The organism is Rugosimonospora acidiphila (assembly GCF_039543385.1).
GTDB classification, from domain to species: Bacteria; Actinomycetota; Actinomycetes; order Mycobacteriales; family Micromonosporaceae; genus Rugosimonospora; species Rugosimonospora acidiphila.
In genome coordinates this window covers 148,938-163,507 of the sequence record NZ_BAABJQ010000009.1, presented here as the reverse complement: position 1 = coordinate 163,507, position 14,570 = coordinate 148,938, and the positions used below count along the sequence as shown (strand labels likewise).

The 14,570-nt window shown below is 71.2% G+C and carries 12 protein-coding genes; 7 read left to right on the top strand and 5 right to left on the bottom strand.

Features of this window, described 5'->3' with window-relative positions; all coding sequences use genetic code 11:
- Nucleotides 1–53: 53 nt before the first annotated feature.
- Complete coding sequence (locus ABEA87_RS17730; protein ID WP_345630884.1) at nt 54–2,678, bottom strand: S8 family serine peptidase; 2,625 nt, start codon at nt 2,676–2,678, stop codon at nt 54–56.
- Between the two features lie 666 nt (nt 2,679–3,344).
- On the opposite strand from ABEA87_RS17730, the gene ABEA87_RS42655 reads away from it, so the two are divergent.
- Nucleotides 3,345–3,758: a helix-turn-helix domain-containing protein gene (locus ABEA87_RS42655; protein ID WP_425570902.1), complete on the top strand. Its 414-nt coding sequence runs from the start codon at nt 3,345–3,347 to the stop codon at nt 3,756–3,758.
- Nucleotides 3,759–3,862: 104 nt separating this feature from the next.
- On the opposite strand, the gene ABEA87_RS17720 is transcribed toward ABEA87_RS42655, so the two are convergent.
- Nucleotides 3,863–4,483, bottom strand: coding sequence for a ClpP family protease (locus ABEA87_RS17720; protein ID WP_345631042.1), 621 nt, complete (start codon nt 4,481–4,483; stop codon nt 3,863–3,865).
- 2 nt (nt 4,484–4,485) lie between these two features.
- A complete protein-coding gene (locus tag ABEA87_RS17715; protein ID WP_345630882.1) occupies nt 4,486–5,106 on the bottom strand; it encodes a ClpP family protease in 621 nt (206 codons plus the stop codon).
- A 380-nt stretch (nt 5,107–5,486) separates the two neighbouring features.
- On the opposite strand from ABEA87_RS17715, the gene ABEA87_RS17710 reads away from it, so the two are divergent.
- Together ABEA87_RS17710 and ABEA87_RS17705 are read left to right on the top strand one after the other, a co-directional pair.
- The gene (locus tag ABEA87_RS17710) at nt 5,487–6,059 is read left to right on the top strand and encodes a nucleosidase (protein WP_345630881.1); all 573 of its coding nucleotides are present in this window, start codon (nt 5,487–5,489) and stop codon (nt 6,057–6,059) included.
- 271 nt (nt 6,060–6,330) lie between these two features.
- A complete protein-coding gene (locus ABEA87_RS17705) occupies nt 6,331–7,245 on the top strand; it encodes an NADP-dependent oxidoreductase (RefSeq protein WP_345630879.1) in 915 nt (304 codons plus the stop codon).
- A gap of 15 nt (nt 7,246–7,260) precedes the next feature.
- Here ABEA87_RS17705 and ABEA87_RS17700 read toward each other — a convergent pair whose 3' ends face one another.
- The gene (locus ABEA87_RS17700; protein WP_345630878.1) at nt 7,261–7,884 is read right to left on the bottom strand and encodes a hypothetical protein; all 624 of its coding nucleotides are present in this window, start codon (nt 7,882–7,884) and stop codon (nt 7,261–7,263) included.
- 303 nt (nt 7,885–8,187) lie between these two features.
- On the opposite strand from ABEA87_RS17700, the gene ABEA87_RS17695 reads away from it, so the two are divergent.
- From ABEA87_RS17695 to ABEA87_RS17680, 4 genes are all read left to right on the top strand, one after another.
- On the top strand, nt 8,188–9,033 hold the full coding sequence (locus ABEA87_RS17695; protein ID WP_345630876.1) for a patatin-like phospholipase family protein: 846 nt from the start codon (nt 8,188–8,190) through the stop codon (nt 9,031–9,033).
- 144 nt (nt 9,034–9,177) lie between these two features.
- Nucleotides 9,178–9,570 (top strand): DUF4259 domain-containing protein, encoded by a 393-nt coding sequence (locus ABEA87_RS17690; protein WP_345630875.1) that lies wholly within the window; start codon nt 9,178–9,180, stop codon nt 9,568–9,570.
- 104 nt (nt 9,571–9,674) lie between these two features.
- Nucleotides 9,675–11,216: an alkaline phosphatase D family protein gene (locus ABEA87_RS17685; RefSeq protein ID WP_345630873.1), complete on the top strand. Its 1,542-nt coding sequence runs from the start codon at nt 9,675–9,677 to the stop codon at nt 11,214–11,216.
- 62 nt (nt 11,217–11,278) lie between these two features.
- Nucleotides 11,279–12,580 carry a hypothetical protein gene (locus tag ABEA87_RS17680; protein ID WP_345630871.1) on the top strand — a complete coding sequence of 434 codons (1,302 nt, stop codon included), beginning with the start codon at nt 11,279–11,281 and terminating at the stop codon, nt 12,578–12,580.
- A gap of 125 nt (nt 12,581–12,705) precedes the next feature.
- Here the strand turns inward: ABEA87_RS17680 and ABEA87_RS17675 are convergent, their stop codons facing one another.
- A complete protein-coding gene (locus ABEA87_RS17675; RefSeq protein ID WP_345630869.1) occupies nt 12,706–14,541 on the bottom strand; it encodes a pentapeptide repeat-containing protein in 1,836 nt (611 codons plus the stop codon).
- Nucleotides 14,542–14,570 lie beyond the last annotated feature (29 nt).

Below are 14,570 nucleotides of genomic sequence, written 5' to 3'. Positions count from 1 at the left end.
TTGAACGGCGCGATCGTTGAACGGCGCGATCGTTGAACGGCGCGACGGAAGGGTCAGCCCGCGTTGGGTGCGGGGGCCGGTGCCTGGTCGTAGCCGACCGTACCGTTGACGACCTGCGTGAACTCCTTGCCGCTGACCGTCAGGTTCAACTCCACGTCGATCTCCCAGCGCCCGGCGACCGGGTTCGGCGCCACCAGGGTGGCGTCGGCCACCGGGGCTCCGGAGGCGTCGGTCGTGGGCGTCGTCGCGCGGCTGACGACCGTACCGTTCGGGTCGATCAGGAAGAACGTGAACTTGTTGTCGGCGCTGGCGTCCGCCGTGTGGAAGCTGACGTCCAGGTCCTGCTTGCCCTGCGGCACATCGAGGTTGAAGGTGCTGATCTGCCCGATGCCCCGGCCGACGGTGCTGGTGATCGTCGTGTTGAACGCGCCACCGGCCGACGGGATCAGCGTCCGGCGGGCCACCGGCACCGAGGTCCGCGCCCCGTCGAGGGCGACGAACTGCACCGACTCCGGGTGGTCACCGGGCGCCGACGGCATGGCGATGCGCAGCGGCACCTTGACGCTCGAGTGCCCCGGAAGGATGACCAGAGGGGCCGCCAGGCTGGTCACGTAGTGCTGCCCGGTGACCCGGAAGGAGATGTCGCCGGTGTAGGAGCCCGGCACGTTCGGCGCCGACTGCAGGTGCGCCCGGCCGTTGGCCCAGAGAACCTTCGCGGTCCACTTCCCGGCCTTCGGCGCCGTGACCTCGACATGCTGGATGTTGGGCACCGAACCGAGCTGCCCGGCCCTGGTGGCCGGGGTGCCGTAGTCGTAGGAGATCTGGGTCAGCTTGCCGCTCGGGTCGACCAGGGTGAACGACAGGATGGTGCCGTTGGTCGGATCAGGGGTGATCATGTCGGCGTTCAACCGGTCGAGTCCGGGCGGCACGGTGAACGTGATGGGCTTCGCCGCGGTCGCCCCCTCGGCCGGCACCGGCAGGCTCGGGTCGGGCGCGCTGACCGCCTCGGTGACCGTCTTGCCGATCTGCGACGCGTCGCCGAGCGAGCGGTACGTCCCGGTCGCCACGGTGGGCAGGCTGCTGGTGTTGTACAGCGTCACCGACTGCGAGCTGGCCCCGGCGGCCGCGGTCACGTCCAGCTGGCTCGGCGAGGCGATCAGGCTCGGCGAGGACAACCCGGCGAGCAGGTTCTTCGCGCTGCCACCCGGCTCCTGCTGCGCGGCCCGCACCGCGGCGTACACGTCCAGCTGGCCGGCGCCCTGCTGGTCGGCGGGCGCGCCGATGTCGTCCGCGGTACCGGTGAGGATCTGCTTGATCAGCGCCGGGCTCGGCTTGGTGCCGTTGTGGGAGTCGGCGTACGCCTGGATCACGTCCGCCACCGCGCCGGCCACCAGCGGGCACGACTCGCTAGTCCCGCCGAACGCCTCGGTCTGCGTGTTGGTCGGGCAGTCGCTGCCGGTCGGGCTGCACGCGGCCTCGCCGCCGTAGCCCGGCGCGACCAGGTCGACCACGCGGTTGTTGGGCGCGGCGCCGCCGGAGGACAGCGGGGTGATGTTGTTGTTGGTCCAGTTGGAGTACCCGTAGGCCTGGCTGACCAGGCGCAGGGTGTTGGTGGCGCCGACCGCTATCACGTTCGGGTCGGTGGCCGGCGAGGAGACCGTGCCGGACACGCCGCTGTCGCCGGAGGACACCACCACCGTCACGCCGGCCGCCACGGCGGCGTCGTTGGCCGCGTAGAAGACCGAGTACCGGCCGGGCTGCTGGCGGAAGCCGTACGACTCGGAGATGACGTCGGCGTGCTCCTGCACGACCGCGTTGTCGATGCCGGCGACGATCTGCGACTCGGACTCGGGCTGCGCCTGACCGGCGGAGCTGGGCGGGGTGTCGATCAGTGAGGTGTCGACCAGCGAGGCGTCCGGAGCGACACCCTTGATCCGGAACGTGCAGCCGGCCGGCAGGCCGGACAGCGGCAGCTCGGTGGCGAAGTCGTAGGTCACCAGGCCCTGCCCGGCGATGGACGACGCGTCACCGTAGTACTCGCCGTCGCTGGCGTCCCGGGTGTAGTCCGGCGCGTCCAGCACCACGTGCGAACCGTCGGCCCGCACGAAGTTCGGGTTGCCGGCCAGCGCGTTGATGCCGTCGTTGGCGACGATGACGCCCTTGCCGGTGGCGACCAGGGAGGCCTGCTGCTTGTCGCCCTTCACGTCGGTCTCCGTGTGGGTGACCGCCAGCGCCTCGGGCTCCAGCAGCGGCTTGGACGGATCGGTCGGGCACACCTTCGGGTTCAGCTTCGCCGCCGAGGACTGCGGTGCGCTGGCCGCGGGCGCCACCAGGATCTGGTCGTCCGGGACCACCTGACTGACGGCGGGGTTGCTCCGCAGCCGGTCGACCTCGCTCGCGGTCAGGTGCGCGGCGACCGCGTTCACGCTGACCAGCTGCGTGACGTCGGTACCGCCGTTGGCCTTGATGTCCGACACGATGGACTGCTGGTCGGCGCGGGTGGTCGCGGTGCGCTGCGCGCCCGAAGTCTTCAACGGAAGGTTGGCGTGCTGGTCCTTGAGCACCACGATGACCGCGCCGCCGGAGGCGGCGCCGTTGACGGCGGGGGCCATCGGGCTGGGTTGCGCCGCGGCGGGTGCCACGAGGCCCAGCACCGGCAACGCCGCCCCCAGCGTCACTGACGTGATTACGGTAGCTAAACGAGGTCTGCGCACCTGTCCCTACTTTCGTTGTGTCGTGCGGCAACTGGTCGGGTTGGTGGGGACACCATGAATGGACCGTCGGCGGCCGGACACCGCGTTCGGTCAACGCCAGATGGGATGAGATGAGTGGGGAAAGGGTATTGGGAAGGGTCTCTCGCGACCCCTGCCCATCACGCCCTGCCCGTCGCGCTACGTCCTCGACGGGCCTTTCCCGAACGACCCGCCGCGCGAGGTGTACGTCGCGTTACCGATGTGACAAAGCATCTGCCTACCCCGTCCCCGGACACCGCCAGACGAGCCCGCGCGATGACACTAGATAGATCATCGCGCTGAGACATCAACGTACGCCTACCCGTCAGGCGTGGCAACACCCGTACGCCGAAGAGGAATCCATCAATAAGATCCTCACGGTACCTGGGTCACTGCGACGCTTATCCGCATTGACTGCGTTTTGCCGTGAGCCCCGAGAATAGAAATACCAGCCGTTGTCCCGTGCGATTCGACAGCTGTAGGGAATCGAAAGGCGGCGGCCACTACACCGGATGCCTTACGCCGCTGGCGAAACGATTTCCTCGGCCGCTCACGGCCTGGGTATGGTGCCCGTGTCGAACGTTAACGTCGCCGTGGTGGGGAGGGACGGCAATGCCGGATCCGGCCGTGATCGGCCTGGGGTCGCGCGAGCGGCGGCCCAGGCCCCTGCTGCGCACCGTCCTGGGTGACGTGCTGCGCCGCGCCCGCCGCGAGCAGGGGCGCACCCTGGCCGACGTGGCCGGGGCGGCGAAGGTCTCCACGCCCTACCTGTCCGAGCTGGAGCGCGGGCGCAAGGAGGCGTCCTCCGAGGTGCTCGCCGCGGTCTGCGACGCGCTGCGCATCGAGCTGTCCGACGTGCTGACCGAGGTCGGGCGCGACCTGGTCGACGCCCGCTCCCGCCGGGCCCCGGTGGTGGATCTGCGCTCCCGCCGGGCCCCGGCCCCGGTGGTGGACCTGCGCCCCAGTCGTCACGCGCCGGCGCGACCGGGCCCGGCCGGCGACGTCAGGTGCCTGCTGGCCGCCTGAGGCGGGGCTATCCGGCCGTGAGGCGCGGCCCGGCCGCGCGGGTGATCGGTGACGGCGGCCCGCCCGCCGCGGCGATCGGTGGCCAGGGCCGGCCGGCCGCGCGGTCAGCGATCGCCGGGCCACCTCACCGGATTCATCGCGCGAGACGTGATGACCCGGTCCGCGAGGCCGTAGCCCACGGCCTCCTGGGCGCCGAACGTCAGGTTGCGGTCGGTGTCCTGCCTGATCTTCTCGGTCGGATGGCCGGTGTGCCGGCTGAGAATCTCATCGATCTCGGCCCGCACCTTGGCCAGTTCCTTCGCCTGGATGGCCAGGTCGGGCAGGGTTCCCCGGGCCTGGCTCGACGGTTGGTGCAACAGCACCTTCGCGTGCCGCAGCACCGACCGCCTCCCCGGCGCCCCGGCGGCGAGCAGTACCGCCGCGGCCGACGACGCCTGACCAACGCAGAAGGTGGCGATGTCGGGCCGGATGAACTGCATGGTGTCGTAGACCGCCGTCAGGGCGCTGAAGGATCCGCCCGGCGAGTTGATGTAAAGCTTGATCTCAAGGTCGGTGCTGACCGACTCCAGGTGCAGCAGCTGGGCTATCACCACGTTGGCGACGCCGTCGTCCAGCTCGGTACCGAGGAAGACAATGCGCTCGGCGAGCATCTGCGAGTAGATGTCGAAGGCGCGTTCGCCGGTCGGGGTCCGCTCGACGACGGTGGGAATCGTGTACTGGCTCATGGTCACAGTCCGATCCGCCGGTGACCGGACGCGGGGCGCACGTCATCGAGGCGCTCCACGATGTGGTCGACGATGCCGTACTCGCGGGCCTCCTCGGCGCTGAACCAGCGGTCACGCAGGCTGTCGCTTTCGATCGTCTGGGCGGGCTGCCCGGTGTGTTCCGAGATCAGCCTGGTCAACGTCGCCCCGACCCGCTCCAGCTGCCCGGCGTAGATCTCGACGTCGGCCGCGGTACCGCCGAAGCCGGCCGAACCCTGGTGCATCAGGATCTGCGCGTGCGGCAGGCTGAACCGCTTGCCGGCGGTCCCCGCGCACAGCAGGAACTGACCCATGCTGCCGGCGAGCCCCACCGCCAACGTGCTGACGTCGTTGGGAATCAGCCGCATCGTGTCGTAGATGGCCAATCCCGCGCTGACCGAGCCGCCGGGTGAATTGATGTAAAGACTGATGTCGGCGCGCGGATCGTCGGCCGACAGCAACAACAGCTGCGCGCAGATCCGGTTGGCGATCGGGTCGTCGACCTCGGCCCCGAGCACGATGATGCGTTGGTGCAGGAGCCGGTCGGCCAACCGGTCGTCGAGCGTACCGGCGGTGCCTGAGTGTTCAGCGACGGCCATTCTCATGAGTTCTCCTGTCTGAAGAAGCGATGCCGGAGATTCCGGTCGCACCACCGATGATGGGTTCGCCGCCGGCCGCCGGCCAAGGCAATCTGCTGGCAGCAGACGAACCGCGTCCCCGGCGACGCGGGCCGGCCGGGACCGTCCGGCACGCGCGGTCCGACCGAAGCCGGCACCGGTGCGCGCCCACGGCGGCACGGCGACGCGGCGGAACGGCGGCGCGGCGGCACCGCGGCACCGCGACACCGCGACACGGCGGCACGGCGACACCGCGGCACCGCGGCACCGCCGCCCGGCGGGCCGGTCGCCGGGCGGCCAGGTGAGCCCGGTGAGGCGGCCATCACAGCGGGCCGGCCGGGGCGGTGCCGGCCGTTAGCATCGGTCGCGTGGATCTTTTCGGGGTGATCAGTCCGGACCGGCCGCTGCTCGTGCTGGCGGTCGCCGAGGAGGCCGCGTACCTCGACAAGAGCCTGCCGGTGCTGCTGACCGGCATCGGCAAGGTCAACGCCGCGTCGGCGCTGACCGCTGTCCTCGCTCGCGACGACCGGCCCGCCCAGGTGATCAACCTTGGTACGGCCGGGGCGGTGCGACCGGGCTGGTACGGCACCCTCGAGGCGAGCCGGGTCATCCAGCACGATCTGGACACGGAATTCCTGCACACCCTGACCGGGCAGACCTACGGCGCGCCGCTGACCCTGGCGGGTACCGGTCCGGTCCTGGCCACCGGCGACGTCTTTGTCGCCGACGAGGCGGCGCGGGCACGCATCGCGCAGCGGGCGCAACTGGTCGACATGGAGGGGTACGCGCTGGCGTCGGTGGCGACCGAGGCGGGCGTCCCGATCCGCCTGATCAAGCACGTCAGCGACGACGCGGGCGACGGCGCGGCGCGCACCTGGCGGGAGTCGGTGGACGACTGCGCCCGCGCGCTCGCCGACTGGGTCGCCGCGAACCTGAGCTGACCCCCAGCGAATCCCAGCCGGTCGAGTGAATCCGAGCTGACTCCGGCCAATCCGAGCTGACTCCAGTGGATCAGGGCCGGCCCCGGCGAATCCGGGCCGGTGTCGGCGAGTCTGAGTCGACCCCGGTCAATCCGAGCTGACCCGGCGGGGCAGCGGCGGGGGCCCGGCTGCGGCATCCTGACGCGGTGCGTCGTTGAGCGGTGCGTCGTTGAGCGGTGCGTCGTTGGGCGGTGCGTCGTCGAGCGGTATGTCGTCGAGTGGGGGAGGGTCCGTGCGCGCGGTGGTGGTGAGCGACCTGGGCGGCCCGGAGGTGCTGCGGGTCGTTGAGCAGCCCGACCCGGTGCCCGGGTCGGGACAGGTGCTGGTGCGGGTGCGCGCGACCACGGTGAACCCGGCCGACCTCGCCGCCCGCACCGGGAGCCTGCCCGGTCCGCCCGACCAGTTGCCCGTGGTGCCCGGCTGGGACATCGCCGGTGAGGTGGTCGCGGTCGGCGGGCCGGACACCGGGTACCGCCCAGGGCAGCGGGTGGCCGGGCTCATCCCGTGGTTCATCACCCGAGGCCGGCCGGGCGGGTACGCCGAACTCGTGGCGGCCGACCCGGCCTGGCTGGCGCCGATCCCCGACGGTCTCGACGAGGTGGCCGCCGCCACGGTACCGCTCAATGGCCTCACCGCCCGCCAGGCGCTGGACATTCTGGCGCTGGCCGAGCCCACCACCCTGCTCGTGACCGGCGCCAGCGGCGGGGTCGGCGGGTTCGGTGCGCAGCTGGCCGCGGGCGCCGGGCACCGGGTGCTGGGCGTCGCCGGCACGGGCGGCGAGGAGTGGGTGCGCGGCGCGGCCGCGGGCGTGGTGCTGGCGCGCGACGCCGACCTCGCGGCGACCGGCCCGATCCCGGCGGTGCTGGACGCCGTCCCGCTCGGCCCGCGGGCCGCCGCGGCGGTGGCGGACGGCGGCACGGTGGTGACCACCCGGCCCACCGCGCCGGTGGACGCGGCGCGCGGGGTCAGGCAGGAGGTGGTCCTGGTGCGGCCGGACCCGGTGGCGCTGGCCGCCCTGCTGCGCGACGTGGCCGAGGGCCGGCTGCGCACCCGGGTGGCGGCCACCCTGCCGCTGGCCGAGGCCGCCGAGGCGCACCGCCGGGTCGAGGCCGGCGCCGTGCCCGGCAAGCTCGTGCTGGTGCCGTAGCCGACGGCGGAAGGCTCAGAGTCCGGCCGGGAAGGCGAATGAGGACGGCACGTTCTGCTGCTGCGCGGCCGTCCCGTAGACCACCGCCACCTCGTCGTGCGCGTGCAGCACGATCGCCGCCGGGTCGCCGGTCACCGGCTTGCCGTTGACGTACGCCCGCAGTTGGTGGGTGGTGTCGGCGCCCAGGTTGCCGATGTGGTCGGCCGACAGGGACACCTGCCACTCGGTGAAGAACTGGCCCAGGCTGAACTGGGCCTGGGTCGGCGACTCGATGTGGATGACACCGGTGGTGTCGTGCGTGTGCAGCGGGCTGATCTGCTGGTCGGCGTTGTCGATGCCGATTTCGGCCGGCACGGTGACCGGCGCTCCGTTGACGATGACGTCCAGGTGCGCGTGGATGTGCAGGGTCGTCCCCTCCGCACCCAGCATCGGCAGCCCGGCCTCGTGGACCGCCGCCGGAACGTTGGCCGGCACCGCCCAGGGCGGCGAGGTGTCGCGACCGCTGGCCGTGGTGGCGGGGGTGGCCGGGATGGCGGTGGTGGCCGGCTTGCCGCCGCCCCCGCCGAGCGCGAGCACGCCGACCACGATCAGCGCTATCACCGCCGCGGCGATCCCGCCGCCGATGCCGAATTTGGTCATCCGGCCGCGGCGGCGTGCCCGTTCGGTGGCCTGCCTGGCGGCCGCGATCCGGGCCTGCCGGTCCGCCCCCCTGGCGCGCCGAGCTGCGCCGCCGGAAGGTCCGGCCCCGTTGGAATTTCTGTCCCCGTTGGGCATCCCGCCCCCGTTGGGCTTCTTTGTCGCCATTGCTGGCCCCCGCGATTCGCCTAGTTCTCCCGCGGCGATCAACGCTAGCTCGCCCGGCGGCCAATCGTCAGATATCCATCCAGCTCCCGCCAATCACCCTCCACTCGTGGCGATGGAGGTCCATGCGAGACTCTTCCGATGATCAATGCGCTGGTGCTCGCCGAGGGTGGAGTGACCGGGATCGCGTGGGAACTGGGCGTCCTGCGGGGCATCGCCGACGCCGACCCGGATCTGGCTGATCGAGTCCTCGCCGCAGACCTCGTGGTGGGCACCTCGGCCGGAGCGTCGGTCGCCGCGCAGGTCACCAGCGGCGTCGCACTCGAGGAGCTGTACGCGGCCCAGCTGTGCCCGGAGTCCGCCGAACTCGAGCCCGACTTCGACAAGGACAAGCGCTTCGCCGAACTCAGTGCGGCGGTGGACGGCGCATCGGGGCCGGAAGAGGGCGGTCGCCGCATCGGTGCGCTCGCGCTGGCCGCGAAGACCGTGGACCCGGCCGTCCGGCTCGCCGCGGTCGACGCGAGGCTGCCCGTCAAGCGGTGGCCGGACCGGAGGGTCCTGGTGTCCGCGGTTGACGCCGAGACCGGCGAATTGGCGGTCTTTACCCGTGAATCCGGGGTCACCCTGCTCGACGCCGTGGCCGCCAGCGCCGCGGTGCCCTGGATCTGGCCGCCCGTCGCGATCGACGGTCGCCACTACATCGACGGCGGCACCCGGTCGATGGCCAACGCCGACCTGGCCGCCGGTGCCGAGCGCGTGCTGGTCATCCGGCCCGTGCTGGAGGGTACTCCTCAGCTGTGGGGCAGCCTCGACGCCGAACTGGCCACCCTGGGCCGGGTCGACGCGCACGTCATCAACGCCGACCAGGCATCCATCGACGCGTTCGGCAGCAACCTGCTCTCGCCGGCGGCCCGGGCAGCCGCGGCCCGCGCCGGTCGCGCGGTGGGAGCGGCCTCCGCCGTCGCCGTCAAGGCGCTCTGGAACTGACACCGCGGCGGCGGACCTAGGGACGTGACGCCGCGGCGAACCGCGCTGGGGACCTGCCGCCGCGGCGACCGCGGTGTGGAACTGACGCCGCTGGCCGGCTGGTACCGTCACGGCTCACGTGGCGGCGCCGTTGAGGGAGGACCCGTGGGCCGGTGGGGTGTCGGTAACTTCGACGAGGACACTGCGGCCGATCACGTGTCGGGCATCGTGGCGCGGCTGGTCGGCGAGGTCGAGCGGGCCATGGCCGGCGATCCCGAGGAGCTCGAGCCCGACGAGTACTGGGGGGTCGCGGTGCCCTGCGACCTCGAACTGCTGTGCCTGCTGGCGGAGCAGCGGATCGTCGGAGTGCAGTTGCCGGCCGCCGACACCGTGCGCTCGTGGAAGCGGGCGTACCTCGCGGTTTGGGACGGCAGCATCGACGAACTCGACCCGGGTCCGGAGTTCGAGGCGGGGCGGCAGTTCGAGGCGGGGCGGCGGGCCGTGCTCGTCGCGACCTTCGACCGGCTGATCGGGTTGGCGGCGCGTGACCAGGCATGATCGTCTGCCGTAACGTCCCGGCGTAACTACCGCCATCGGCGCGTCATCCGTTGGTCGTCACCGCGCCGATTCGAATCAATTTATTGATCTCAAAATTTCGTGTTATGACCAAGCTGAACCGCCGAACCTTTGTCCTCGGGGGTCTCGGGGCTGCCGGCGCGGGCGCGCTCTCCGCCGGAACCTTCGCGACGGCCGCCGCGGCGGCCGTGACACCCTACCCATTCACGCTCGGGGTGGCCTCGGGCGATCCCGACTCGTCCAGCGTCGTGCTATGGACCCGGCTGGCACCGAATCCCACCAACGCCGACGGGCAGGGTGGCATGCCCAACGCGAACGTGGCCGTCGACTGGCAGGTCAGCGCCGACACCACGTTCGCCACGCTCGTCGCCTCGGGTACGGTCACCGCGCAGTACGCCAGCGCGCACTCCGTACACGTGATCGCCGGCGGCTTGGCTCCCGACTCCGACTACTACTACCGGTTCCGGGCGCAGGGCTACATCTCCGCGGTCGGCCGCACCCGCACCGCCCCGGCCGCCGGTACGGTCGGGCGGAACCTGCTGATGGCGTTCACCTCGTGCGCGCACTACGAGTCCGGCTACTACACCGCCTACCGGCGGATGGCCGACGACAACCCCGACCTGATCCTGCAGCTCGGCGACTACATCTACGAGGACGCCGCCACCGCCGGCTCGGTACGCCAGCACCTCGGGGCCGAGTGCGTGTCGCTGGCCGACTACCGCCGGCGCTACGCGCAGTACAAGTCCGACCCGGATCTGCAGGCGGCGCATGCCATCGCGCCGTGGATAGTGGTGCCCGACGACCACGAGGTGGAGAACAACTACGCCAACATGGTGCGCGCCGACAGCAGCCCGGCCCTGACGGCCGCGCAGTGGACGGCCCGGCGCACCGCCGCGTACCAGGCATACTACGAGAACATGCCGCTGCGGCCGCTGTCGATCCCGAGCGGCATCAGCATCCAGCTCTACCGGCGGCTGCCCTGGGGCAAGCTGGCCACCTTCCACATGCTCGACACCCGCCAGTTCCGCGACGACCAGTCGTGCGGCGACGGCTCGAAGGTGTGCGCCGACGCGGACCTGCCGACCCGTACCATCACCGGCGCCACCCAGGAGGCGTGGCTGCTCGACGGGCTCGGGCAGCACCTGGCCACCTGGGACATCATCGGGCAGCAGGTGTTCTTCGCCCGCGAGTTCACCGCCGCCGGGGCGGGCAACATGGACGCCTGGGACGGGTACCGTGCCTCCCGCTCCCGGATCCAGCAGGGCTGGGTCGACCGGGCGGTACGCAACCCCGTGGTGCTCTCCGGCGACGTGCACCGCTCGTACGCGAACAACCTGCTGGCCGACTACGCCAACCCGGCGTCGGCGGTCATCGGCACCGAACTCGTCGCCACCTCGATCAGCTCGGACGGCGACGGCAGCGGCTCGACGACGATCCCCAATGCCGCCACCAACCCGCACGTCAAGTTCTACTCCGACCGCCGCGGCTACGTGCGCGCCACCGTCACCCCCACCCACCTCGCCGTCGACTTCCGCAGCGTGGCCAAGGTGAGCGAGCACGGCGCCGCGGCGACCACCACCCGTTCGTTCGTCATCGAAGACGGCCAGCCCGGGCTCGTCAATGCCTGAGAGGCGCGCAATGCCTGAGGGACTCGCAATGTCTGAGAGCCGTAATGTCTGAGGGACTCGCAATGTCTGAGGGGAACCGTATGCGCGCGCACGCACCGGTCAGGACCGTCGCCGTCTCCGCACTGGCGGCATCGGCGGTCGCGGCGGCTCTGCTGGTGCCCGCCGCCCCCGCGCAGGCCGCGGGCGTGACCACGTGGCTGGTCGGTAACAGCGTTTCGACCGGGGAGCAGAGCCTGCCGGCCGTCGCCGCCAACCGTAACGGTGACGTGGCCGTCACGTGGCAGGACGACCGCACCGCCACCACCCCCACAGACACCACCCACTCCGACATCTACCTGCGGCTGTTCCACAATGGAGTGTCCAGCTACGAGATCAAGCTTTCCGCGGGTGGCACCGCGGGTACCAACTGGCGGCACATCACCCCGGACGTGGGGCTGGACGACCGCGGTGACGCCGTGGTGGTCTGGGCCGACGACCCGGACGGCAACGGCTTCTACAACGTCGCCTACCGGGTCGTCTCACCGGCCGGAAAGGTCCTCGGCTCCGGCCACGCCAACGGCAACTCCGACGGCCAGCAGATCAACCCGAAGGTGGCCGTCGACCCGGACGGGGCGCCGGACAGCACCACCGCGGTGGCCTTCACCGCGGTCTGGGAGGACATCCAGGGCAGCGCGGCGGCCACGGTGAAGGCAGCCGGATACACCGGTACGGCGACCAAAGCGTACGAGGTGACGGTGAACGCCGCCGGCGGATCGCAGCACCGGCCGGACGTGGCCGTGGACGCCTCCGGTAACGCGACGGTGGTGTGGGACGAGGACACCGACGGCAACGGCTTCTACAACGTCGGCCTGACCCGCCTGGCCAAGGCGAACGGGGCGGTGATCCTGTCCCGGCGCTCGGCCAACACCATCACCGACGGGCAGCAGGAGCACCCGTCCGTCGCGGCCAACTTCAACGGCGACTTCGTCGTGTCCTGGGAGTCCGACCACACCGGTACCACCGGGGTGTGGGCCCGTTCGTTCGGCGCGGACGGCACCGGCCTGTCGCCGGAGGTGCAGGTCTCGACCGGCACCGGCGCCGGCTCGCCCTCGGTCGGCATCGACGACCAGAGCGACGCGGTGGTCGGCTGGTCGGTGGCCGGCACCGACCCGGCGGTGTGGGCCCGCGGCCTCAACCCGGACGGCACCACCGCCGGCCGGCTGCCGAGCCAGTCGTCCAGCCAGGTGACGACCGGGCGGCAGGACGGTATGGCGGTGGCGGTGTCCCCGTTCGGTCAGCTGGCCGTCTCGTACACGGACGACCACGACGGCAACGGCTGGGACCAGATTATGCTGGGCCTGGGCGGCAGCGACTCCGACTGGTGAGGATCGCGCCGGCGCCCGGGGTCGGTACCCCGGGCGCCGGCCGGTGCCTGTCAGCGGGCCACGCCTGTCAACGGCCATGCCGGGTGTCCGTCAGCAGCCAGAGGCGGTCAGCAGCCACAGCCCCATCAGCAGCCACAGCCCGTCGTCGCGACGAGCGTGCCGTCCCGGCGGGCCCACGGCGGCGGGAGTTGGCGCCGCTCGCCGGTCAGGTACGACACCGGTGACGGCCACTGGGTCGGCGGGTTCTTCGCCACCTGTTTCGCCGGGTCGCAGGGCCCGATCGCGCCGCTGGGGCAGATCGTCTTGTCGTTCGTGATCGACTGGGGCAGTATCGTTGCCTCGTAACTGACCTCGATCTGCTGCCGCTGGCCGCGGATGGTCAGCGTGACCGGCAGCTTGCCCGGCTGGGTGGCCACCGCCGCCTCGCGTAGGTTGGCCCCGGCCAGCGTGCAGTCGGTGAAGTCGGCGCCGTGCAGGCAGGCGTGGTTGAATGCCGCGTCGGAGCCGTCGAGCGGGCGCGGCTGCGAGCCCTTGAACCTGCAGTTGACCAGGCAGGCTCCGACGAAGGTGACCGACTGCATCTTCAGGTCCCGGATGTTGGAGAAGTCCATGCCGGCCAGGTAGGCGTTGGTGAAGTTGGCCAGCGTCAGCGTGGCGTTGGTGACGGTCGCGCTCAGCCCGAACAGGTACGCGCCGATGAAGTGCACGCCCCTCAGGTGGGCGTTGCTGAAATTGGCGTTGAGCAGCATGGCGCCGGAGAGGTTGGCCGCGTGCTGGAGGTCGTCGGTGACCTCCAGCCAGGCGTCGCCGAGGTCGGCGTTGGACAGGTCCGCCTCGACCAGGTTGGCCCCGGACAGCACGGCCTGATGCAGGTCGGCCTTGCGCAGGTTGGCGCCGTGCAGGTTGGCGTTCGGCCACTTCATCCGGCGGCCGACCAGCTCGGGCAGCTGTACCGCGCCGTTCTGGTCGCGCGGAAGGTCGAGGATCGTCGCCCCAGTCAGGTCCACATTGGACCAGTTCATGCCGAGGCAGCCGATCGAAGCGGTGGCGTTGCGCAGCAACACTCGTTCGCCGGTCATGTCGCTGGAAAGCGGGCTGGGAAAAGAGACGCTGGTGACCGTGGTGCCGCTGAAGTCGGCGCCGGCGAGGCGGGTCTTCTGGTTCGTCGACAGGTCGCGCAGGTCGGTGTTGTTCAGGGCGGCGCCGGTGAACACCGCGGCGGTCAGATCGGCGCCGCGCAGGTCGGTGTTGTTCAGGGCGGCCCCGGTGAACACCGCGCCGGTCAGGTTGGCACCGCGAAGTTCGGTGTTGTCCATGGCGGCCCCGGTGAACACCGCGCCGCTCAGATCGGCGCTGCTGAGGTTCGCACCGCGCAGGATCGCACCGCCGAACCGGGCCCGGGAGGCGTTGACACCGGACAGGTCGGCGCCGGACAGGTCGATGCGGGCGTCGCCCACCGGCCCGAAGTCGACGCCGGCACAGCCGCCGGCCCTGATCTGCGGTACGCCCGGCGTGACCTGCTCCAGCGTGAACGGTCTGTACCAGTACCGGGTGTTGGCGCAGGTCCACTCGCAGCGGCACTCGGCACCCAGACCGCTCGCTTCGATGATGGTGTACCAGCCGCCGTACGCCTGGGTGATCAGCTGTAGCCGCTTACCGGGGATGTCCAGGTAGTCCTTGGTGAACCGGGTGCCGCCCGAGGGGTCGGTGTCGGCCTGGAGCACCGTCATCATCCACTCCTCCCAGGCCTCACCGATCCAGAAGTTCACCCACCCCCCGTTGGACGATTGGAGGGACAGCCAGCCGCCGCCGACGTCGTAGATGAGGAAACGCCCGGCCAGGCCCGGATCTCGATCGGTCAGGTGCAGCCGGTTCCAGAAGGGCGGGTTGTACGGGTCCTGCTTGGTCACGTAGAACCATTTCGATCCGGATCGCAGGACGAACGTGCCGAGATACTCCATGGTCGAGCCTCCGTACGCGGGTAGGTGCC